A 21,588-nucleotide genomic window follows, 5' to 3' on the forward strand; every position below is an offset into this window, starting at 1 on the left:
ATTCAAATTAATGTAGCAATTGTGACTTACTGCTTGGTCTCTATAATAGCAAAAGATTTAAAAATCAATCGCTCAACCTACGAAATTCTACAAATTTTATCCGCATCATTACTCGATAAAACACCTATAAATGAACTACTTATGAAATCAGATTACAATAATATCAATGAACATAATACTAACCAGCTGGTTTTTAACTTATTTTAAGCGGACACTAGTGAATACAAACACTAAAAATATAAAAAATCAGTATTCCAACAAAGAAATACTATTTGATTCGGAGTACTTCTTTTGCCAAAGCAATCATTTCAGGAGTTCCTGTATTTTTGTTTTTTTCGTCAGAAAGTTTTACAACGCCCTGCCAGTGTAAATTATCCGGTTTTGTGTCGGTTAATTTTATTACCATATTCATCGCCGGGAGTCCTACATCATTGGTGAAATTTGTTCCGATTCCGAAAGACATTTTTATTTTGTCATGACAGAAAGCTGCAATTGTTTTTACTTTATTATAATTGAGCGAATCCGAAAAAACAATCGCTTTCGATTTTGGATCGATTCCCATTTTGATGTAATGCGAAATCACCTTTTGAGCAAATTCGACTGGGTCACCGCTGTCATGTCGTACACCATCAAATAGTTTGGAGTATTTTTTATCAAACTGATTGAAAAATATATCGGTAGTGTAAGTATCAGTTAATGCAATTCCGAGGTCTCCGCCATAAACCTGAGTCCAGTGTTCGAGACTTATAGAATTAGCCATTTTAAAACCATATTGTGCAGCATGAAACATAAACCATTCGTGTGCATGTGTGCCCAAAGGCCTTCTGTTATTGGCCATTGCAAAATGTACATTACTTGTACCAATGAAGCTTTGTCCGCCATAGGTTTTCAGGGTTTCATTTACCAATTCATGTACTTCATAAGAATGACGTCTTCTTGTGCCAAATTCCAATATTGAAACGCCTAATTTATTGTAGTTGTCTATTTTCTCTTTGGTAAGGTTTTTTATGGCTTCATTATTCAGTCGGATTAAATGATTCGATTTATAAAATAGTTCTGAAATTAGAGCCATCAGGGGAACTTCCCATAAAATAGTTCTGTACCAAAAGCCTTCAACAACAACTGTAATTTCAGAACCTTCCTGACTGATATGTACTTCAGACGGATCAAAACTATAACCCTGTAGAAAGTCTAAATATGTCGGGTCGAGGTAATGACAATAATGCGCCAGATAATTTTTTTCTTCCTTTGTTAAACGAAGGTCTGCCATGGTATCTACGGCATGGCGAAGCAAATCTGCAAATCCTGCCGGAAAAATATGTTTCCCACGATTGATAAAACCATAACGAACTTTTGCTTTTGGAAAAAGCTTGATTACGGCATGCTGCATCGTAAATTTGTAAAAGTCGTTATCTAAAATCGATTTTAGAAAAATTGTTTCCATTGCCAGTTCACTGTCTAGATTTACTAAATTCTGAATTAGTAAAGATACGCCAATTCAATAAAATAAGGAAATTATATAATGGGGGAATGGTTATTTCTGAACAACTTTAAACGAAACGAGACTGTTGGTGTTTAAATAAAAAGTAATAAACTGCCCAATATTTTTGTCGAAAGTGACCTGAAATTCCAATCCGCCTTTTTTTTCTTTTGGATTTTCGATTTTTACGGGTTGGTTCCTTTTATTCAGATAATAAAGCTGATCTGATTTTGAAATATTCTTAAATCTAAAAGTGACTTTTTGACCATTTTTGACTTCTAATAAGCCAGAATCAGGCAATAGGACTTCAGTATCTTTTTCGATTAATTCGTTATAGATTAGAGGTCCGTTTAGAAAAGCATTTTTATCTAATTTAGTATTCAGAAAAGTTCCTGATTCAGGAAAATGTTTGGCAAAGAAATAGTTTGGCGGTGTGTCAAAATATACAGAGCTAAAATCTTTTATCATTCTGCCTTTGTTTTGGCTGTAATACCCTTGTCCCCAGGTAGCATCTATTAATCGCCATTTTCCGGCTATCAAAACCATATTCCATGCGTGATTGGTCATAGATTTTTTTCGGCCAATATCACTGAGGCTGTTTTTTGAATCTCCTTTAATAATTTGTGATTTTAAGCCGGTTAATGAGGCTAAATGGCTAAATAATAAAGTAAAACCTTCGCAAACTCCTTTTCTTGATTTAAAAGTGGTTTGCAGAATTTCATCGTTAAATTGCTTTATTTTTTTCTGTTTTTCTGCTTCTGTTCTATAGCTGAAACTTTTTGGCTGTGCAGGATTTAGAAATGCCTTGAAATCGTAATCAATATTTAGAGCAATCCAACTGTAAATTGCTCTGGCTTTATCGTATTCTGATGTAAAGTCTTTTTGAATTTTTTCTGCTAATTCTTCAGTACTTCCAAAATCCGGATATTTTGATACAGTTTTGTCAACTGCATTGTATTTTTGAGAGTAGGAGGTCTGAAAGAAAAGAAAACTAAAAAGAATAAATACAAAAAAGGTTTGTTTTACTCTCATTAATTAAAACTGTTTTTTATGATTGTTTTTAATTCATTGTCAAATTCCGGATTTGAAATTTCATTTTTTTCTAAATCAAAATTTGTATTGAAAGAAGGTAATGAAAAAAGTCCTTTTATTTGGGCACCATATCTAGGAAAAGCAGTTTTTGCAATTTCTAAAACCGAAGCACCGCCTCTTGCTCCCGGAGAAGTTGCCATCAATAGCATAGGTTTTTGCTGAAAAACATCTTTAAGGATTCTGGAACTCCAGTCAAATACGTTTTTAAAAGCAGCTGAATAATTTCCGTTATTTTCAGCCAGAGAAACAACCAGGATATCTGCGTTTTCTAATTTATTCAGAAATGATTTTGCGATTTCATGCTGTCCGATTTCTTTTTCCAGATCGACACTGAATAAGGGCATCGCAAAATCATTTAAATCTAAAACTTCTATTTGCGCATTGTCAAATTGATTTGCAGCATATGTTGCCAAATGTTTGTTGATGGAGTGTTGACTATTGCTTCCTGCAAAGGCTATAATTTTCATGATTTTATTTTTTATTAAAAGTACTAAAAATTAAATTACAATAAAAAACGCAGTAAAACGAAATAAATTTTACTGAAAAGAAAAGTCCAAAAAAGACAGATCTTTCTTGGACTTTTATGCTTTTAAATAAATTGAATTTGGATTAACCCTGATTTAATTCTTTTACCGGATGGTAGCCAAAAAGATGATGTTCTTTTATCATTTCGGCAATCCCCGACGGAAGCATTGGCTCCCAGCCAGGTTTTCCCTGACCAATCATTTTTAATACTTCACGGGAGAACACGTTTAGTATATTAGGATTGTAATCTACAATGTCAACTACTTTCCCATTGAATTTGAAGAATTTATACAATTCTTTCATTCTAGGATGTACTTTTAGATTATCAGAAGTGATAATTTCGCCATCTTCACCCAGCATTGGATATAAAAACACTTTCATATCGCGGTAGAATAATTTTCCAAAGGCTTCAAGGATACCTCCGCTTAAATGACGGTAATATTTCTCATCAAAAATATCAACTAAGTTATTTACCCCCATTGCAAGTCCCATACGGGCTTTGGTATAATTAGAAAAATATTCAACTACTTTGTAATATTCCTGAAAGTTAGAAATCATAACGGTTTGGCCTAATGCGCAAAGCAATTCAGCTCTGTCCATAAAATCACGTTCATCAATTTCTCCGTCTGAGCGTAAATTTGACAGCGTAATTTCAAAAACTACCAAAGTGTTATCTTTTTCAACTTTGTTTTCTTCGAGAAACATTTTTAATGATTTCTCATACATATCAAGATTCACATTGGTAACCGGGCGAAAACTTCCTCTGAAGGCAAGAAGATTTTTTTTGTATAAAACAGCAGCTGGCAAAACGTTTTTTCCTTCAGGATTAAACATTACGGCATCAGTCATACCATTTTTAACAAGCTGTAAACTCATCAAACGATTGTCAACATCTGCGAAACGGGGCCCCGAGAAGTTAATTGTATCGATTTCAAGCTGGTCTTTGTCTAAGTGATCGTATAAATAACGAAGTAATCGTTTAGGGTCATTATATTTGTAGAAAGCACCGTAGATAAGGTTAACCCCTAAAATTCCCAGTGTTTCCTGCTGTAATCGGGCATCAGTTTCTTTAAAACGTATGTGAAGAATAATTTCGTTATAAGCTTCGTCAGGTTCAATCTGGTATCTGATTCCAACCCAGCCGTGACCTTTAAATTGTTTGGCAAAATCTATAGTGGCAACAGTATTGGCGTAACTAAAAAAGAGTTTATTTGGGTGTTTTTCACGGCTCAGACGCTCTTCAATCAATTCACCTTCAAATGTTAGCATTTTTTTGAGGCGGTTTTCGGTTACATATCGCCCATCGCTTTCTACTCCATAAACAGCATCACTAAAATCTTTGTCATACGCAGACATTGCTTTTGCAATTGTTCCTGATGAACCTCCAGATCTGAAAAAATGTCTTACAGTTTCCTGTCCGGCGCCAATTTCGGCAAAAGTTCCGTAAATATTTTCGTTTAAATTAATGCGTAGTGCTTTGTCTTTTATAGAAGGAATCTGAGCGATGACCTTGTCACCTTTGAGTTTTATTTCTGTGCCCATTTTATTTTAAATAGATTTGTTACAAAGTTAGTAAATTAGCGCTCTAATGAAAGAGAAATAATCCCTATTTTTGTAAAAAAATCAAGTTCAGTTGAAGATTTATTTTTTAGGTACCGGTACTTCTCAGGGCATTCCCATTATTGGGATTGACCATCCTGTTTGCAAAAGTTTAGATGCGAAAGATAAAAGGCTTCGTGTATCTGTCTGGATCACATGGAACGAGTATTCGTATGTTATAGATTGCGGTCCTGATTTTAGGCAGCAAATGCTTTCCTGCGGATGCCGTAAACTAGACGCAATATTATTTACCCACGAACATGCAGACCATACAGCAGGTCTGGATGATATTCGTCCGTTTAATTTCAGGCAGGGAGAAATCCCTGTTTATGCGCATCAGCGTGTAATTGATAACCTTAGAAAACGTTTTGATTATGTTTTTGAAACGGTAAATAAATATCCGGGTGCGCCGAGTGTAAAAACTATAGAAGTGATTAATAACAGACCTTTTGCAATTGGAGATAAAATGGCTGTTCCGATAAACGTAATGCACGGCGATTTGCAGGTTTTTGGGTACCGTATTGATGATTTTGCTTACCTGACGGATGTAAAAACCATAGAAAAAGCTGAAACAGAAAAATTAAAAAACCTGAAAGTTTTGGTTGTAAATGCCCTTCGCGTTGAGCCTCATGATACTCATTTTAATTTGCAGGAAGCGCTTGATTTTATCAACTTAGTAAAACCTGAAAAAGCTTATCTCACACATATCAGTCACGTGTTAGGTTTTCATGAAGAAGTACAAAAACAACTTCCTGAAAATGTTTTTCTGGCTTATGACAATTTAGAAATTACAATTTAATTATATCTACAAAATGAAGAAATCTTTAATGCTTTATCTTTTTTTATTAGCAATTTTAATGAACATTTTTACTTATATGTTTTACAGCAGGGAAGTGAAATTTGAAAAGGAGCGATATGATAAAACGACTAAAAGGTTGAGAGACAGTATTAATTTGGTGTCCGGAAAACTGGCAGAGGCAGATTATTTTTCGCTGGAGCATAATGAAAATGCACAAAATTATTTTGATAATACTGCTTCGGGAGGAAAAGTAATTTTATATGAAAAACTGATTCCGGCGGTAACTGAGAAGCTATTAGATTTAAATGAAAATCCAAACGGAAATCCTTACACAGGTCAGGATATAATTGACGGTAAAAAATTCATCATTAATAAAATAAAAGTCCTAAACCACAGATGGATTATTGCCGATTACAGCAATGGTGAATTATGGGGAGAAGTGCTGTTGAAATATTTTGTGGACGATAAAGAAAATATTACTTTTGAAGTAAATCAAAGCTGGTTATATCAGAAATAGGGTTTTTTAATCCTATTTTTTTTCTCACTTAAAATATTTAGGATTATGAAAAAGATTATTTTGATTGCATTTGTTGTTGTCTCTTCATTTTCTTGCGAAAAAAAAGTTTCGTCAGAAAAAAAAGATTTTCAAGAACAAACAGAGGAAACTAAAAAAGAACCTGTAGTTGGAGCCGACTCTGATGCACATGGCTGTAAAGCTTCTGCAGGTTATGTTTGGTCAGTCCTTAAAAAGGAATGTATCCGAATTTTTGAAGGAACAAAATTGTCTCATTACGATGAAGGAAAAGAATATACTACCGCGGCATACGTGATTTTTGATGGGAATAAAGCAGAACTTTTCTTAGACACTCAAAAAGAATCGATCATTTTAGAGAGAAAATCTGAAGGTGATTCGTGGATCAACGGCGATTGGCAGTTAATTCCATGGAAAGGATATGTACTGAAAAAAAACGGGAAGATTATTTATACCGGGAAGTGAAATGTGAAATGTAAAATGTAAAATGTAAAATGATTGAACCCAACCAAAATACATTTCACATTTTATTTTTTACATCAAAAGCCAGTTCTTAAAATCAAAGAAATTTTGCGGTGCAACTCCGTGACCTACAGGATATTCTTTGTAAGTAACCGGAATATTTAGCTTTTCTAAAATTGAAGGTGTTTTTCTTGCCCATTCAATCGGAATAACCTGATCTACAGTTCCGTGGGAAGCGAATATTTTTAGTTTTTTGAAATCATTATTTTCAAAGCCTTCTTTGATAATTTCTTCATTGAAATAGCCACTCATTGCGACAACCCGTTGAATTTTTTCAGGATAAGAAAGTGCCGTTGCATAACTCAAAATAGATCCCTGACTGAATCCGATTAAAGCAACATTGTTAGCATCAATTGGGTAATTCGCCACTAATTCATCAATAAAAGAAGCAATTCTATCTCTTGAAATTTTGGCTTGTTCGTTATCTGAAAATTTATTCTGATCTGCATCAAAATTAATCGCATACCATGCATAAGCACCGTATTGTAAATCATAAGGTGCTCTTGCAGAAATAACATAATAATTATCCGGAAGTTCTGTAGCAAAAGAAAATAAATCGGCCTCGTTGCTTCCGTATCCGTGTAATAAAAGCAATAATGGATTTTTATCTAAAATTACTTTTGGTTCTTGTATTTTATATTCTAAAGATAGATTCATTTTTAATTATGAATTGTAAGTTGTGAATTATGAATTTTTCGCTTTGTCAAAGTTTTGACGTTTTTTAGTTTGGAATTTGGTACTTAAAAATTGGGATTTTAAAAATTTATCCAATTGATTTAAACCATTTTTGAAATAATTCGCCAACCAAAGGAATTGGTTTCGTCTGTCCTTGAATGGCATTAAAAATACCAAAAGTCCAAAGAATTGAAATACAAATCCACATAGGGAAAGTGATAAAAAAGCTGTCGAAATTACTGATAATTGCTCCGAAAGAAATAAAGGTTAAGGATAATCCTAAGGACTGACGGATATGAAAAGAAGCAAAACTGTTTTTGTTTTCAGCGTTCATTGACATAGCGATTAAAACTCCAATAATCAAAATATAACTGGTAATGGCAATTGATTTTCCTTCTTCGACTGTATTGTTCATTGTATTATTTTGTAACTAATTGATTTTGATTGAAAATTCCGTAAACAGAACCTTTAATTTCGATTCCTAAAAAAGCAGAATTTTTAGATTTTGAAAGGATGTTTTCTTTTGTAAAAGTTGATTTTCCTTCAGGAGTAAATAAGGTAAGATTTGCCTTTGCACCTTCTTCGATAGTCGTATTTTCTAATCCGAAAAGGGTTCTTGCAGCAGTTAGTTTTGCAACTACAGTTTCTACTGGTAAAACCGTTAATAAAGCTCCAAAAGCACTTTCTAAACCAATAGTCCCGTTTTTAGCTGTATCAAATTCCATTTTTTTAAATTCGATATCAATAGGGTTGTGGTCAGAAGTAATCAAGTCGATTGTTCCGTCTGCGATTCCATTAAGTAAAGCTTGTCTGTCAACTTCAGTTCTTAATGGTGGAGTAACTTTAAAACGTGTATCAAATTCGTCCAGTTTTTCATCGGTTAAAACCAAATGGTGTACAGATGCACTTGCGGTTATGTTTAAGCCTTTTGCTTTCGCTTCCCGAATCAATTGAACTGATTTTGCTGTTGAAATAGTTGGAATATGTAGTTTTCCGCCTGTATATTCCAGCAAAAATAAGTTTCTTGATATTTGCAGTTCTTCGGCTAAATTTGGAATTCCTTTTAACCCTAATCTTGTCGAAACAATTCCTTCATTGGCAACTCCGTTTCCTTTAATATTCGGATCCTGTGAATAAGCAATTACCAATCCGTCGAAATCCTGTACGTATTGTAAAGCAATTTTTAGGATATTGGCGTTGTCGAGACTTTTGTTGTAATCTCCAAAAGCAATAGCTCCGGCTTTTTTCATATCAAAAAGTTCAGCCATATCTTTTCCTTCACTGGCTTTTGTCAAGGCTCCAATTGGAAAAATTTCTGTAGCAGAGCCGTTTGCTTTATTTTTTACAAAATTTACCTGAGACTGATTGTCGATAATTGGGAAGGAGTTAGGCTGCAAGCCAATGGCTGTAAAACCGCTTTTGGCTGCAACGTTTAGGCCATTTGCAATGGTTTCTCTGTCTTCGTAACCAGGTTCTCCAAGAGAAACACTGCTGTCAAACCAGCCCTGAGAAACATGAAGATTGTTAAATCTTAGTATTTCTGCATCATCGTCTGGGAGTGAAACGCCTATTTTTTCTATTAAACCATCTGCAATTAAAAGATCAACAGTCTGATTGTGAAACGGACTTTTTGAGTCGATAATTTTGGCGCTTTTGATGATTATTTTCATATGTAGATATTTTATTGTCGTAAAATGATTCTTGTAAAATGTCAGATGATTTCAGGAATCAACGCAAGTCTATTTTACAAATTTGATGATTGCCATTTCTAATGCTAAAAATAACAGTGCAAAGATAACAAACCATTTCCAAATTTGACTGTCTGTGCGCTCCGTTTGTAAGGTGTTAAAAATGGTCGAAATTGTATCAGCAGTTTTAAAATCAGAAACGATATTTGTGTTTACCTGACTTAAATCGCTTTCGGTTCTTTTGTAATTAAAACTAATGTTTTCAACCCATTCTTTTTTGTCAAAAACACCATAGTTTTCAGCTGTTTCAGGATAATCATTAAAAGTTAATTTTACTTTATTGTTTAAAATCTGCTGAATTGGAATAAATTGATCTTCTATTCCTTTAACTTCTAAAATAGCGTCTTTTGTCAATAAAACATCTACAAAATAGGGCTGATTATTGCCAATTGTCAATGCATTAACTCCCGTTTTCTGATTGTTTTGTGCAATTTTATAAAATAACGGAACAATTAAAGGGGATTGTTGGAAATTAGAATTGGAACTGTTTACAGGAGCTGTAAAAAACGTAGTTCCGGAAACCTGATTTTGAACAGAAGTTACAAAAGCTGTCTGGTCTTCAAATGAAAGTACCGCCGGATACGGACTCGAAACAGTAAACGAACTGTTTACTTTAGGATACTGGAAATTCGTTATTTTATTTTCAAAAACCCCTGAAAACAAAGGATGATCGAAATTAATTTTAGTGATTAATTTGCTATTGGTTTCTAAGTTTTTGAATTGAATTTTTCCGAAATTACTCAAAAATGTATTCAAATTAGAAATTGAACTTTTCTCAGACGGAATTACAACCAGATTGCCGCCTTTGGAAACAAAAGTTTTTAGAGTCGTCTGTAACGCCTGCGGGATATCAGTTAATTCGTTTAGAATGATAGTATTTTGTTTTTCTAAACTATTATAATCTAAAGCGCTGATTGGGTAATTGTGATAGTTGAATTCTCCGCGAGTATAAATTCTCGATAAGAAATTGCTTTTTTCGGACTCACCAATGCTGATGACGTTTGTCTTTTTGTTTTTAGAAATACTGAAGAACAATTTATTATCGTAGCTTAAACCATTATCTTCAATTGTCACATATCCATGAAAAGCTTCTTTTGGGATGGTGAAATTGATTTTCTTTTTCTTTGTATCGAAATTGATAATCGTTTTGGCAATCAGTTTGTTTTGATTGTATAAAGCGGTGGAAACTGGTTTGAAATCTTCTCCGTAAGCCGATAAATTGATGCCGATTTCATAAAAGTTTTCTAAAGACTGATTGATGTAAACGCTGTCAATCGAAATATTGTTTTTTTGTTCGGCTTCGGGAACGATGAAGTAAGGTTTCTCTTCAAAATCAATGTTTTTTACATCATTTTCAGCTAAACCAACGGCATCTGTAATAATGACAATATCTTTTTTATTGGCTGATTTGTGAGCTTTTATTTTTGCTAAAATGGATGAAAGTTCAAATGGAGTGGCACTGTATTTTAAGTTTTGCAACGCACTTCTCGAAGATTTAATATCGGTATTCCACAAGTTTTCTGTATTGGTCAAAAGCGAAAATTGAGCAGTTTCTGGCGTGTTTTCCAGTAATTCCTGAACGGTGCGTTTTAGGAGCTCGCCTTTTTTTCCTTTTGCCTGCATACTGAATGAATTATCAAGAACGATATACATTTCGTTTGAGGCATTTTTACTGTCTTTTGCTTCAAAAAAAGGCTGCGCGAAAGCAATAATTGCACAGCTTAGGAGCAATAAACGGGTTGCCAGCAATAAACGTTTTTTGATTTTCGAACTTTTGCGGGTCTGTATAGCAAGTTCTTTTAAAAAGCGGACATTGGTAAAATATGAGGTTTTAAAACGTCGTAATTGAAATAAATGAACCAAAACTGGAACAATCAACAAAAACAGAAAGTATAGAATTTCGGGATGTTTAAAATGCATTCTGGCTTCGATTTACTTCGCTACGTTTTGTTTTTGCGAAGATGCAGGTTCAAAAATACAAATTAAAATTATTAAACCATATATGTTCGTGCGAGAGATTATAAGTAAAAAACAATGAATAATTAAACTGATCTTATATATTATGAATGTTAAGAAACGGCATCAAAAAAAATGTAACTTTTCGAATTTTATTTGTAACAATGAAAATGATATTAATGTGTATTTTAGCTCTTTAAAAAAAACTAAACTATGAAAAAAATGTATGTAGTATTATTTTCAGCTTTAGCAATGACCACGGCAAAAGCTCAGAATAAATACAATTTATTAGTGGGGACCTATACTAATACCTGTAAAAGCAACGGAATTTATGTGTACGAATTTGATTCAAATTCAGGTGATTTTAAATTGAAGAATTCTTCGGAGAATGTTGTGAGCCCGAGTTATTTATCGGTATCAGCAAATAATAAATTCATTTATGCCGTAAACGAAAACGGACCGCAAAGTGCTGTTAGTGCTTTTACTTATGATTCTCCAACCGGTAAACTTAAACTAATCAACACAAATGTTTCTCTGGGTGCAGATCCCTGTCATTTAATAAACGATGATAAAAATGTAATTGTAGCGAATTATTCAGGTGGAAATATCGCAGTTTTTAAGAAGAATGCTGACGGAAGTATTACAGAAGGGCAGCAATTAATTCAGCATGAAGGTAAAGGACCAAACGAAGCACGCCAGGAAAAAGCACACGTACACATGGTTGCTTTTTCTCCGGATAAAAAGTTTGTATTAGCTAATGATTTAGGAACGGATAAAGTTTTTATTTACAAATACAATCCGGGTGCAGCGCATGAAATCCTGACTTTTAAAAGCAGTGTTGATGTAAAAGCAGGCAGCGGACCAAGACATTTAGCTTTCAGTAAAGACGGAAAGTTTGTATATCTGTTGCAGGAATTAGACGGAACCCTGACTACATTTTCTTATGATAAAAGCGGAAGTTTAAAACTTTTAAAACAAACCAATATTATTCCGAAAGATTTTAAAGGAGCAAATAGTTCAGCTGCTATCAAAATTTCGCCTGACGGAAAATTTTTGTATGTTTCAGATCGCGGAGATGTAAATTCGATTACGGTTTATACTATTTTAAAAGACGGAAGCATCACTAAAGTAGAACAGGTAAGTACTCAGGGAAAAGGTCCAAGAGATTTCGCAATTGATCCTTCAGGGAATTTCCTTTTAGTGGGGCATCAATACACCAATGAGATTATAATTTTTAAAAGAGATAAAACGACCGGAAAGCTTATCAGTACAGGTAAGAAAATAGAATTATGCTCGCCGGTGGGACTGGTTTTTACTAAAATATAGTTTTATCAAATCTCAAAAAATGAAAATTCCAAATTCCAATTAACTTCTAAAATTGGAATTTGGAATTTTTTTTATTGGAATTTACTACCTGTTGTTATTTTTTCTTCTTCTTCTCATTTCTTGTCTTCAACATATTTCTGTTGACAGAACCGTGAGTTTTCTTTTTAGTTTTTGAAGGTCCCCCAAGATTGATTTTTTGGTTCTTTTTAGATTTTTCATGAAAAGCACCATCACCATCCAGTTTTGGTTTTTTCATTAAAAATTTTCTTGGCAATCTGTCTTTTTCAGGTTCTATTAATTTTTCTGAAATTTCAACTTCTTCAGGAAAATCAGCAACTTCAAGTTCCTGATCCATTAAAAGTTCCGTTTCTATTTTGTATTCTTCTTCTCTTGGTGTCACAAAACTGATAGCAGTTCCCGTTGCGTCTGCACGACCTGTACGGCCAATTCTGTGCATATACAATTCAGGTTCTTCCGGAAGTTCAAAGTTAATTACGTGTGTGATGTTAGAAATATCCAGACCTCTTGCCATAACGTCGGTTGTGATTAAACCACGAAGATTTCCTTCCTGAAATTCGGCCATGGTACTCAAACGGTAATTCTGAGATTTGTTAGAGTGAATGACACCAAATTGTCCTTCAAAAAGCTCATCAATGCGATTGAAAAGCATATCTGAAATTTTTTTATTATTTACGAAAACCAAAATGCGACTCATGCTTTCGTCATTTTCCAGTAAATGTTTGAGCAGATTTACTTTGGTATTGAAATTCGGAACGTTATAGGTAATCTGCGTAATTTTTTCAAGCGGAGTTCCTGATGGAGCCAGGGTAACTTCTTCAGGGAAATCAAAATAATCATTTAAGATATCATCTACTTCATCTGTCATCGTTGCGGAGAACAGAATGTTTTGACGTTTGGTTTTCATCATGGCAAAAAGTGAAGTCAGTTGTGGTCTGAAACCTAAATTCAGCATTTCGTCAAATTCGTCAATCACCAGTTTTTGGGTTTCATCAAAACGAACAACTGCATCAAGAGCTAAATCCATGGTACGGCCTGGTGTTCCTACTAAAATGTCAACACCTTCGTAAACTGCTTTTTTTTGTGTATTAATGTTTACACCTCCATAAATTCCCAAAGTTTTAACGGACATATAAGTGGTTAATTTCTCTACTTCTTCTACAACCTGAACTACTAATTCTCGGGTTGGAACCAGAATCACGATTTTGGGAGTATTGGTATTGGTAAATTTGTATAATTTTAAAAGAGGCAGTAAATAAGCAAATGTTTTACCAGTTCCGGTTTGTGCAATTCCCATCATATCACGGCCGGACATAATTACAGAAAAAGATTTTTCCTGAATAGGAGTAGGTGTAACAAACCCTAATTCGTCAACGGCTTTTTGTAAAGATTTTGGAAGATTGAATTTTTCGAAAGTGCTCATTTGCATTAATTTTTTGCAAAGATAGCATTAAATCCTCTTTGTAAGAGAGAAATACGAAAAACATAGTGAATCAATAGTGCGTTTTATGGTAAAATGCTATTTTAAGTGTTTCTTTTATGTGTAATAATAATTTATTGAGACTAAAAGGTTTGGCTATGAAATCGTCAGCACTTAATTTAAAAGCATCCAGTACTGTAGTTTCTTCTTCTCCAATGGGGGCAAAACGATTACGTGTATATTCGCATAATTATCTTTCATATATTTTATGATTTCAAGACAGGATTTCATGGTTAAGATAATGTCTGTTATCAGTAAATTTAGAGTTTCTTTCGAAATTTGTTCAATAGCATCTAATCCATCTTTTGAAATTATAATGTCATACCCTTCTTTTGAAAATATGAATTTTAATATTTGGATGATAGTATCATCTTCAATAATAAATATCCTTTTTTGGCATGAGGCTGGTTTTTAGGTATTATTTTACTACTATTTCGTCTATCATCAGCATTGGCATTTTGTTTTTTCTTTCGCGCCAAGCAGGTAGTTTTTGTTGTGGTGTTAAAATGATTTTTATTTTATCAAAATTACCGAAACTTATGTTTTTAAAGCTGTATTTTTTTATGTTTAAGCTATAATTTTCAGTTAAATAAGGTTCTTTTTCCTCGTTTAAAGTCTTCCACTTCTGATTTTTGAATCCTTTTATAATGATTTTTGAAGGCAGAAAAATCCAGTGACGCTGATCTTCCAGACATTGAAATTCTAACGAGATAAAATCTGTATTATTGCCGGAAATGATTATTTCGGCATTTTGCCCGTACCAGCCTGTCCAGTTCAGATTAAAATCTTTGTAACCTTTTATTCCGTCTTGTAGTCCTTTTTCTTTTTTTAGGTTAAATTCAGGTTCGGGTTTTGTTTTAAATTCATATTTCAGACTTTCACCTACATGATCGACCACATTGTGTTGAGCAATGTAATTCCATTGAGTACCATATTCTTCAGGGCTTAAACCGTCTTCGCTGAGTTCGTAAATTCCAAATTCCTTACAATTTTGTACAAAATTCTGAACCCTCTTTTCCAGATGATCCTTCACAGAAAACGAATCTCCGTTTTTTTGAAACATGCCGTGTGGCTCTTTTCCATAAAATTTTGCCTGTTCAAAATAGACGTATTCTAATGCTACTCTCAGTTTTAAAACTCTTTTTGCGATTACAGGATCGTTTTTGGAAACCATTTCGGCCTGACTTATTAGCTTATCATATTGATCCATTGCTTCAGGAGAGAGAAATGTGTTTCTGCTTTCTATCGGACTAGTGTAAATATTCAGATAGCGGTCACTTTTTTTCTGATTTTGAATAAGTAAATCAATGTATTGTTTGACAAATGGAGAAGCATTGCCATAAAAACCTTTGAGGAAATCATTGGTTACAGTTTCGATATCCGCATTGGTATCCCAAATTATTTTTGCTAAAAGATATTGTCGCAATTCATATAAATCACCAGCAATATCACCATAACCCTGTACAAAAAGACCTTTGACTTTATTGTGTTCGTATAATTTATAGTTTTTCGAAAAAGTATCGAAATTTGGAAAAGGAGAAAGATAATTGGTAAACTCAACAGTGTAGTCCCATAAATACAAATGTTCTGTAGCGGTATTCCATGTGTTGAGAATATCCACAAAACTGTTATTGTCTGGTATTTCTTCAATAGCTTTACCACGATTCATTTCTATGGGGCAAAAAATGGTATAGATATTAGGCTTAATTTTTATGTTTTTGGGTGCCTTATACGTGTGAAGATAGGCTAAAGTTGTTATTTTAGTTTTTGGGAATTGTACCGCAATTTTATTTAGGAAATAATACAACGATCCCTGAGGGCCTCCATGTTTTTCATTTAAAGCGTTACATTTATCACATTCACAATACACAACATCATCGTTTTGGCTTATTGAAAAGAAACGGGCATTAGGGTTTTGGCTAATAATGTCACTCATTTTTCGTAAAACAATTTTAACCACATTATCGTTGGTCATGCATAACGATTCTGAATTTCGTTTACCTTCATATAAAGCAAAAAATGTTGGATTTTTTTTAAAATACTCTTTGGCACTTAATAATTTGTAAAATGAATGTCCCCAAATACCAAAATCATCAATGTGCCAATCCAGTTTGTGCCAGTCCCTAAAATTTTCATCGTAGCAATCCGGATAAAACAAAGCCCGATATTCAAAAGAAGGGGTGTACGTTTTATTGAAGTTTTTTGGAAAAGTTATTTCTTTCAGCTTTGGAATAAAATGGTCTTTTGCAGTGTATTTTCTAAAACCCCATGTTTCCAGTAAAGTATAAATCGCATATCGTAACGTTTTTTCATTCGAACCAACTAGATAAATATTTTTCTCATCGCTTTTGATGATAAATGAATCTTTTTTACTGATATTTTCGTTAGTAACTTCAAGAATAATTTTTGAACTCTCAGTATTTTCGGAGTTGTTATTCTGAATTAAAAACGGATTATCAAAAGCCTGATCTAAGTAGGTTTTTAAAAGAACGGACGCTTTTTTTGTGTCTTCATCAGAAGAAACAATAGCAACTTCCTGTCCTTTCGTATTTGCTAAATATAAGGAGTTTTGAGCCATAATTTTGCAGTTTAGAAAAGATAAGAAAACAACAATGTATAAAATAGTACGTTGTTTAATTTGCATTTTTTTAGAATTGATATTGAAACCTCAAATTAGCCCTAACTACATTTTTTTCTTATCACAAAACTGACTTCAAAACGGTTTGAAACAGAGTTTGATTTTCTTTTACTTTTTTAAGATATTATTATCTAAAACGGATTTCCCAGGACAATGCAAGGGTTGAAATCCAGAAATAATTGCCCTGATCAAAAGGAATTTCCTGATGAATGATTCCGAGTTGTGCACCCCAGGCATTTCTTTTATTATGGGTAGAAAAATAATAAGCCACATTCAGTTTTTGTGATTGCAGATTTACAATTCTGTCATCATTTTCAAAGAAATAATTCTGATTGAGTTCCGGCGAAATTCCTGCTCCAATATTAATACCAAAATAATTATCAGCATCGCTTCTGTATTTTCGGTAGGTTAAAGTACCTGAGGAACTTAATCCATTGTCTCCCGGAGTAAAATAGGGACGGAAAGACCAGTAGTTATTTCCGTTGTACCAGGTTACAGAACCGGTATAAATCATGGTTGTTGTGTCGTATTGCAATGCTCTGAGTCCTGCCGAAATTTCAAAACTTCTGGGCAGCGATTTAAAGATTTCTGCACCGTATCTGTAATCAGGGAATAAAGAAGAACCTGAAACCCCAAAGTTTAAATAGGCATACGTTCCTTTGGCAATTTTAGGATATAAATCGACCTCATACTGAGTACCGTACTCACCGAGTCTTCTGTCAATGTTTACTCTCCCGATAATACTTCCGTATTTGGTTTGGCGTGCATACTTTACCGCATTGTAAAACATAGGGTCAAAGACATCAGAGTAAATATTAACTTCAGAAGTGACACCAATCGTATTGTTTAGTACTTTTTTTCTCAAAGCCTCCTCAGATTCTTTGGATATAGAATCATTCGGGATATCGCTGGATATTGTTTGTACCGCACCGGCAGTGGCAGTTGGAATCATGGTACTTTCCTGTGCTCTTTTCTGTAAGTCTAATATTTCAGTATCATTTGGAAATTTTTTTAACGCTTTCTTAGATAATTTCAAAGCAAGAAAAGGAAAGTCTGCCCACATTTCATTTTTAATGGCTGCTACCCATGTGGTTTGCCTGTGCTGGTCTTTTCCTAATATTTTTTGAAATTCGGTTCTGGCTTTTTTATAATCTCCGTCCCAGGCATAGGTTGAAGCTAAAAATTCACGAACATCATGATAGTTAGGATATTTAGTCAGGATGTGCAATAAAGTATCCTGAGCCTGCTTTCTGTTATTATTAAAAGCCAGATCACGAGCCTTTGCAAATGAAACGTCAGGGTCTCCACTATATACTTTTTCCTGTCCACTCATTTGAAACGAAACCGAGAATAAAGTTATAATGAGGAAAATATAGATTTTTTGAAAATTTTTATGTCCTTTTTTTATAAGTGTACCCATTACTTATTTTGTTTTGAATTGTTGATTGATTTTTGAGATCTTTCGATCTTTATTTTGATTTCCGGATTTTTTATGCCGTTTGTAAGTGCTAATTTCCCCGTTGCTATAACTTTTTTATTCTGTTCAGACCACCAATATGTATCCATAAGAGCCAAATACGCATCATCATACAAAGGCATTCTTTTGATTACAATCAGCAACTCGTGTTCTGCTTTTTTATATTCACCGTCCCATCCCAGTATTCGGCCTTTTAAGGTTCGTGCATCTGAATAATTGGGTAATTCATTTAATATAAAATCGCAGAGCAAAATCGCTGTTTTGTGCTTTTTATTGAAGGCTAGCTCCCTGGCTGCTAAAAAAATCTGCTCAGGATTTAATCCATTGGTTAATTTGTCGATCTCGATTTGTTCTTCCTTAGTAAAATGAACTCCCTGCTCTTTGTTTAAATTCAATGATTTTGGAATGATTTTATCTTTCTGTGTCAAATACGCATTCAGCTGTTTAAAAGTATTAAATTCGCTGGTAATCTTATCAAAAACTTCATCGTCACTTATTCTTTCTACATCAAAATTGTCTTTTATTTTGTACAATTCACCACTCGAATAAAAGTATTCTTTATACACATAATCATCAATTGTTCCTTTGTTACGCGTCAAAGGAATGCCCTGAGTGTTCCTGAATTCTTTTAGAGTATCAAGACCTTTTCCCATCCATGCAGTTTGATCCAGTCTGTTGAATTTGTAATTGTTGAACAAAAAGGAAACCAAACTTGGCGTCACATCCCAGTGCGAAGAAACGGATTTAAACGATTCGGTTTTTTTTAGCATTGGACTAAAAATATACAAAGGTACATGAAAGCGGCATAATTTGTCTTTTTGTGCAATAGGAATCAAACGGTGGTCACCTGTAATTATGAAGATAGTATTTTTGTAATCAGGTCTTTTTGCGTAGGCTTCCATGTAATTTTTGATGGAATTATCAGTGTAATTCAAACAGGCAAAAATATCTTTATAAGAGCTAATGTTACTTTTTTGATCTTTTAGATTTTCATGGGAATTAATAATTCCGTCTATTTTTTTCAAATACTCATTTTTTTCAGGAAAATCAAAAGGTTCATGATTGGTAAGGGTTTGTATGATATCCAGTCGCGGAAGTTTCATTTTGTTGGTTTCGATTAGTGCTTTCCTGAAAATTTCAGCATCAGGATACCCCCAGGAAAAACCTCCTGAATTAGCTTTTGTCTGCGTATATTCAGGACCATAATTATTTTTGTCTATTGTATTGTCAATGCCATTTTGATCCAAAAAGTTGATTTTTCTATCAAAATTAGCGTTATCACCGGAATAGAAAGATGTAGTGTACCCATTAGCTTTTAGCACATTTATAAGGGAAAGATGTCTTGGAGACGGATTTAATTCCAAAAAACCTTTTTCGCCATAGGTTAAGGAGCCCAATAATGAAGAAAGTACAGCAAATGTTCTTCCACCATTACTTAAAAAATTCTCCCAATACAATGATTTTGGAATCATTGAATCTAAATAAGGTGTAAATCCTGCATATTCATTTTTGCCAATAAATTCGGCCCCCAAACCCTCAACCACAATAACGACAATATTTGGTTTTTCATTTGTAATATTAAAATAAGGCGCTAAAACGTCCGGAGTTTCTTTGAAAGGTTTCAGCATCGGATATTCCGTTTTGAATTTGATGTTTTGCACGTTTTGGGCTATGCTTTTATCTCTTTCAGACCGGATAATATCTTTGGTTAAAAACGCCAGTTTGTTTTCGTATCTGGAGTCAGACAGGTCCGAAACGAATAGTTTTATACTGCAGGTAATACTAAATAATACAAGTGTTGTTACCAAAACTATTTTTCCTTTGCCCAATTTTATAAATGCAAAATGGATTCCCAAATACAATAGAGGAATTATAAAGAATGGCAAAAAGAACATAAACGAAAGCGATTCAGATGCTGTGACAGTTGTATACAGGTCTGAAAAAGAATAGCCCAGCAAATCTGCTCCAAGGTTAACAAGTGTCGTAGAACTATATTTTACCAATGCAAACTGTATAAGAGCAACAAGCGTAAAAAATACGGTCATAAATCGTATGGCAAGCGTTTTATGTATATAGCTAATGGCTATAAATAAAGGTAAAAGTACCAAGCTTACCACTGTGGCTGATACAAAATCATTAGCTAATTTATAACAAACCTCCAGACCAATATTTGGGATTGTAATACCATTTGCTATTTTCAAACCTATCTCGGAAAAACTTGATAACCAAAAGATAAGTATTAAAGATACAGTGAGATACAAGTATTTTAAATGGTGAGTATGCATTTGTTTTATTTTATATTGTAAAAAATTTTCCTTTTCTTCAATCGTTTCAGGAGTGTCAAAACCCTGTCGATGCATATTTTCCAACTTTTCTCTTTTATACTAAAAAAATATAATATTCTTTTAGCGAAGCGTAAACACAAATTGGGTGGTAGCAAAAGGACTCAATAATTGGCATCAGTACTAAAATAATGATTTCTTTGGCATTGACATAATTTTTATAAATAACATCATCCGGCAAGATGGACATAAAAGTTACGATAATGTAAAAGAAATAAATAGTTAACGTCAGGTAAAAGAAATTAATATACTCTTCATGTAAAATAATAAAGGAGTAATGTAATGTCTGCCTTTTTTATAGCCTAAAGATTCCAGTTGTAATAACCTCAATACATTTTAAATAAAAACGACTGTTTTTTTTAAATTTTTGGGTATACCGAAACAGATCAAATTGAAATACTCCCATTAGTGAAAAATCTTTTGCTGGTATTGTAAAACTTACGAATAATCGGCTCTTTTTATTAAAGATTACATAAAGATAACTAATATTTTAAAAGCATAAAATAGTGAAAGTTACTCTTTATCAGTAATTAACATTAAGTAGAAGGAAGGAAGAAACTAATCGAAGATAGTGTTGCAAAAGTTAAAATTGAGGAGTGTGATTTTTTTAAAATCCTTCAAAAACTCCTAAACCGAATAAGGCAAAATCATATTTTACGGGATCAGTTGGGTCTAATTCACGTAGTTTTGAGTCTAACTCAGCAAGTGCTTTTCCGTCATTTTGCTTGCGCGAAAGCAGGCCTAATTTGCGGGCAACGTTTCCGGAATGCACGTCGAGTGGGCAGGAGAGGGCAGATGGCGAGATAGTTTGCCAGATACCTAAATCAACTCCTTTTGTATCCTGACGGCAAAACCATCTGAGCATCATGTTAATACGTTTTGCAGCAGAACCGTTCATGGGGTCAGAAATGTGTTTTTTGGTTCTGGGAAGGTGATTAATTTCAAAAAATATTTTTTTGAATTCATGGATACTCTTCTGCAGACTTTCCTGTTGCTGGTGTTTTGCAAAAACAGCTTCTAAGCCTTTATGATTTTTATAAATATGCTGAAGCCCTTTTATAAAACCGGCAAAATCCTGTCCGTTAAAAGTACGGTGTACAAAAGTTTCCAGTCCGGCTAAATTTTCTTCAGAATGTGACATGACAAAATCGTATGGCGTGTTGCCCATTAATTCCATCATTTTATGCGAATTTTTAATAATCATTTTACGATTTCCCCAGGCAATTGAAGCACTTAAAAAACCGGCAATTTCAATATCTTCTTTTTGTGTAAAAAGATGCGGAATCTGCACAGGATCGCTTTCTATAAAATCAAGGTTATTATATTGAATGACTTTTTCGTCAAGGAATTCTTTGAGTTCTTTTTGGTTCATAAAAAAA

Annotated in this window: 17 protein-coding genes and 2 pseudogenes; 5 read left to right on the forward strand and 14 right to left on the reverse strand. The window is 33.6% G+C overall.

Features of this window, described 5'->3' with window-relative positions:
* A pseudogene (locus AAEO57_RS16745) lies at positions 1-207 on the forward strand (hypothetical protein); the annotation flags it as partial.
* A 61-nt stretch (positions 208-268) separates the two neighbouring features.
* Here the strand turns inward: AAEO57_RS16745 and pncB are convergent.
* The 4 genes from pncB to AAEO57_RS16765 all read right to left on the reverse strand — a co-directional run bounded on the left by pncB (position 269) and on the right by AAEO57_RS16765 (position 4,639).
* Positions 269-1,444 carry a nicotinate phosphoribosyltransferase gene (pncB, locus tag AAEO57_RS16750; RefSeq protein ID WP_341694183.1) on the reverse strand — a complete coding sequence of 392 codons (1,176 nt, stop codon included), beginning with the start codon at positions 1,442-1,444 and terminating at the stop codon, positions 269-271.
* A gap of 90 nt (positions 1,445-1,534) precedes the next feature.
* Positions 1,535-2,512 carry a transglutaminase domain-containing protein gene (locus AAEO57_RS16755; protein ID WP_341694184.1) on the reverse strand — a complete coding sequence of 326 codons (978 nt, stop codon included), beginning with the start codon at positions 2,510-2,512 and terminating at the stop codon, positions 1,535-1,537.
* On the reverse strand, positions 2,512-3,039 hold the full coding sequence (locus AAEO57_RS16760; RefSeq protein ID WP_341694185.1) for an NADPH-dependent FMN reductase: 528 nt from the start codon (positions 3,037-3,039) through the stop codon (positions 2,512-2,514). The genes AAEO57_RS16755 and AAEO57_RS16760 overlap by 1 nt, the downstream gene beginning before the upstream one ends.
* Before the next feature lie 142 nt (positions 3,040-3,181).
* A complete protein-coding gene (locus AAEO57_RS16765; protein ID WP_341694186.1) occupies positions 3,182-4,639 on the reverse strand; it encodes a TonB-dependent receptor in 1,458 nt (485 codons plus the stop codon).
* A 91-nt stretch (positions 4,640-4,730) separates the two neighbouring features.
* On the opposite strand from AAEO57_RS16765, the gene AAEO57_RS16770 reads away from it, so the two are divergent.
* From AAEO57_RS16770 to AAEO57_RS16780, 3 genes are read left to right on the forward strand one after another with little or no spacing between them, the layout of a single operon-like run.
* Entirely contained in the window at positions 4,731-5,495 is a 765-nt protein-coding gene (locus AAEO57_RS16770; RefSeq protein WP_341694187.1) for an MBL fold metallo-hydrolase, read from the forward strand.
* A 13-nt stretch (positions 5,496-5,508) separates the two neighbouring features.
* Complete coding sequence (locus AAEO57_RS16775; protein ID WP_341694188.1) at positions 5,509-6,012, forward strand: hypothetical protein; 504 nt, start codon at positions 5,509-5,511, stop codon at positions 6,010-6,012.
* A 45-nt stretch (positions 6,013-6,057) separates the two neighbouring features.
* The gene (locus tag AAEO57_RS16780; RefSeq protein ID WP_341694189.1) at positions 6,058-6,492 is read left to right on the forward strand and encodes a hypothetical protein; all 435 of its coding nucleotides are present in this window, start codon (positions 6,058-6,060) and stop codon (positions 6,490-6,492) included.
* Positions 6,493-6,561: 69 nt separating this feature from the next.
* Here AAEO57_RS16780 and AAEO57_RS16785 read toward each other — a convergent pair whose 3' ends face one another.
* The 4 genes from AAEO57_RS16785 to AAEO57_RS16800 all read right to left on the reverse strand — a co-directional run bounded on the left by AAEO57_RS16785 (position 6,562) and on the right by AAEO57_RS16800 (position 10,892).
* Entirely contained in the window at positions 6,562-7,206 is a 645-nt protein-coding gene (locus AAEO57_RS16785; RefSeq protein ID WP_341694190.1) for an alpha/beta hydrolase, read from the reverse strand.
* A 106-nt stretch (positions 7,207-7,312) separates the two neighbouring features.
* Positions 7,313-7,639, reverse strand: a complete 327-nt coding sequence (locus tag AAEO57_RS16790) for a hypothetical protein (protein ID WP_341694191.1) — start codon at positions 7,637-7,639, stop codon at positions 7,313-7,315.
* 4 nt (positions 7,640-7,643) lie between these two features.
* Positions 7,644-8,894, reverse strand: a complete 1,251-nt coding sequence (locus tag AAEO57_RS16795) for a dihydroorotase (protein ID WP_341694192.1) — start codon at positions 8,892-8,894, stop codon at positions 7,644-7,646.
* Positions 8,895-8,963: 69 nt separating this feature from the next.
* Positions 8,964-10,892, reverse strand: coding sequence for a BatA domain-containing protein (locus tag AAEO57_RS16800; protein ID WP_341694193.1), 1,929 nt, complete (start codon positions 10,890-10,892; stop codon positions 8,964-8,966).
* A 249-nt stretch (positions 10,893-11,141) separates the two neighbouring features.
* Here AAEO57_RS16800 and AAEO57_RS16805 point away from each other — a divergent pair, with 249 nt between their 5' ends.
* The gene (locus AAEO57_RS16805) at positions 11,142-12,254 is read left to right on the forward strand and encodes a lactonase family protein (RefSeq protein WP_341694194.1); all 1,113 of its coding nucleotides are present in this window, start codon (positions 11,142-11,144) and stop codon (positions 12,252-12,254) included.
* Between the two features lie 94 nt (positions 12,255-12,348).
* Here AAEO57_RS16805 and AAEO57_RS16810 read toward each other — a convergent pair whose 3' ends face one another.
* The 6 genes and pseudogenes from AAEO57_RS16810 to AAEO57_RS16835 all read right to left on the reverse strand — a co-directional run bounded on the left by AAEO57_RS16810 (position 12,349) and on the right by AAEO57_RS16835 (position 21,581).
* Positions 12,349-13,695: a DEAD/DEAH box helicase gene (locus AAEO57_RS16810; protein ID WP_341694195.1), complete on the reverse strand. Its 1,347-nt coding sequence runs from the start codon at positions 13,693-13,695 to the stop codon at positions 12,349-12,351.
* Positions 13,696-13,974: 279 nt separating this feature from the next.
* A pseudogene (locus AAEO57_RS16815) lies at positions 13,975-14,139 on the reverse strand (response regulator); the annotation flags it as partial.
* A gap of 31 nt (positions 14,140-14,170) precedes the next feature.
* Entirely contained in the window at positions 14,171-16,330 is a 2,160-nt protein-coding gene (locus AAEO57_RS16820) for a DUF4838 domain-containing protein (protein ID WP_341694196.1), read from the reverse strand.
* Positions 16,331-16,517: 187 nt separating this feature from the next.
* On the reverse strand, positions 16,518-17,810 hold the full coding sequence (locus tag AAEO57_RS16825) for a YaiO family outer membrane beta-barrel protein (RefSeq protein ID WP_341694197.1): 1,293 nt from the start codon (positions 17,808-17,810) through the stop codon (positions 16,518-16,520).
* The gene (locus tag AAEO57_RS16830; RefSeq protein ID WP_341694198.1) at positions 17,810-20,068 is read right to left on the reverse strand and encodes a sulfatase-like hydrolase/transferase; all 2,259 of its coding nucleotides are present in this window, start codon (positions 20,066-20,068) and stop codon (positions 17,810-17,812) included. Before AAEO57_RS16830 ends, AAEO57_RS16825 begins: the two co-directional genes overlap by 1 nt.
* A 748-nt stretch (positions 20,069-20,816) precedes the next feature.
* Positions 20,817-21,581: a TIGR02757 family protein gene (locus AAEO57_RS16835; RefSeq protein ID WP_341694199.1), complete on the reverse strand. Its 765-nt coding sequence runs from the start codon at positions 21,579-21,581 to the stop codon at positions 20,817-20,819.
* Between the last annotated feature and the right edge of the window lie 7 nt (positions 21,582-21,588).

The sequence above is a fragment of the Flavobacterium calami genome (assembly GCF_038290035.1).
Lineage (GTDB): Bacteria > Bacteroidota > Bacteroidia > Flavobacteriales > Flavobacteriaceae > Flavobacterium > Flavobacterium calami.

Coding starts and splice junctions, on each gene's coding strand:
- AAEO57_RS16800 (WP_341694193.1), bottom strand. CDS start 10,892: ATGCATTTTAAACATCCCGAAATTCTATACTTTCTGTTTTTGTTGATT.
- AAEO57_RS16785 (WP_341694190.1), bottom strand. CDS start 7,206: ATGAATCTATCTTTAGAATATAAAATACAAGAACCAAAAGTAATTTTA.
- AAEO57_RS16760 (WP_341694185.1), bottom strand. CDS start 3,039: ATGAAAATTATAGCCTTTGCAGGAAGCAATAGTCAACACTCCATCAAC.
- AAEO57_RS16780 (WP_341694189.1), top strand. CDS start 6,058: ATGAAAAAGATTATTTTGATTGCATTTGTTGTTGTCTCTTCATTTTCT.
- AAEO57_RS16805 (WP_341694194.1), top strand. CDS start 11,142: ATGAAAAAAATGTATGTAGTATTATTTTCAGCTTTAGCAATGACCACG.
- AAEO57_RS16795 (WP_341694192.1), bottom strand. CDS start 8,894: ATGAAAATAATCATCAAAAGCGCCAAAATTATCGACTCAAAAAGTCCG.
- AAEO57_RS16835 (WP_341694199.1), bottom strand. CDS start 21,581: ATGAACCAAAAAGAACTCAAAGAATTCCTTGACGAAAAAGTCATTCAA.
- pncB (WP_341694183.1), bottom strand. CDS start 1,444: ATGGAAACAATTTTTCTAAAATCGATTTTAGATAACGACTTTTACAAA.
- AAEO57_RS16820 (WP_341694196.1), bottom strand. CDS start 16,330: ATGGCTCAAAACTCCTTATATTTAGCAAATACGAAAGGACAGGAAGTT.
- AAEO57_RS16825 (WP_341694197.1), bottom strand. CDS start 17,810: ATGGGTACACTTATAAAAAAAGGACATAAAAATTTTCAAAAAATCTAT.
- AAEO57_RS16790 (WP_341694191.1), bottom strand. CDS start 7,639: ATGAACAATACAGTCGAAGAAGGAAAATCAATTGCCATTACCAGTTAT.
- AAEO57_RS16765 (WP_341694186.1), bottom strand. CDS start 4,639: ATGGGCACAGAAATAAAACTCAAAGGTGACAAGGTCATCGCTCAGATT.
- AAEO57_RS16810 (WP_341694195.1), bottom strand. CDS start 13,695: ATGAGCACTTTCGAAAAATTCAATCTTCCAAAATCTTTACAAAAAGCC.
- AAEO57_RS16755 (WP_341694184.1), bottom strand. CDS start 2,512: ATGAGAGTAAAACAAACCTTTTTTGTATTTATTCTTTTTAGTTTTCTT.
- AAEO57_RS16775 (WP_341694188.1), top strand. CDS start 5,509: ATGAAGAAATCTTTAATGCTTTATCTTTTTTTATTAGCAATTTTAATG.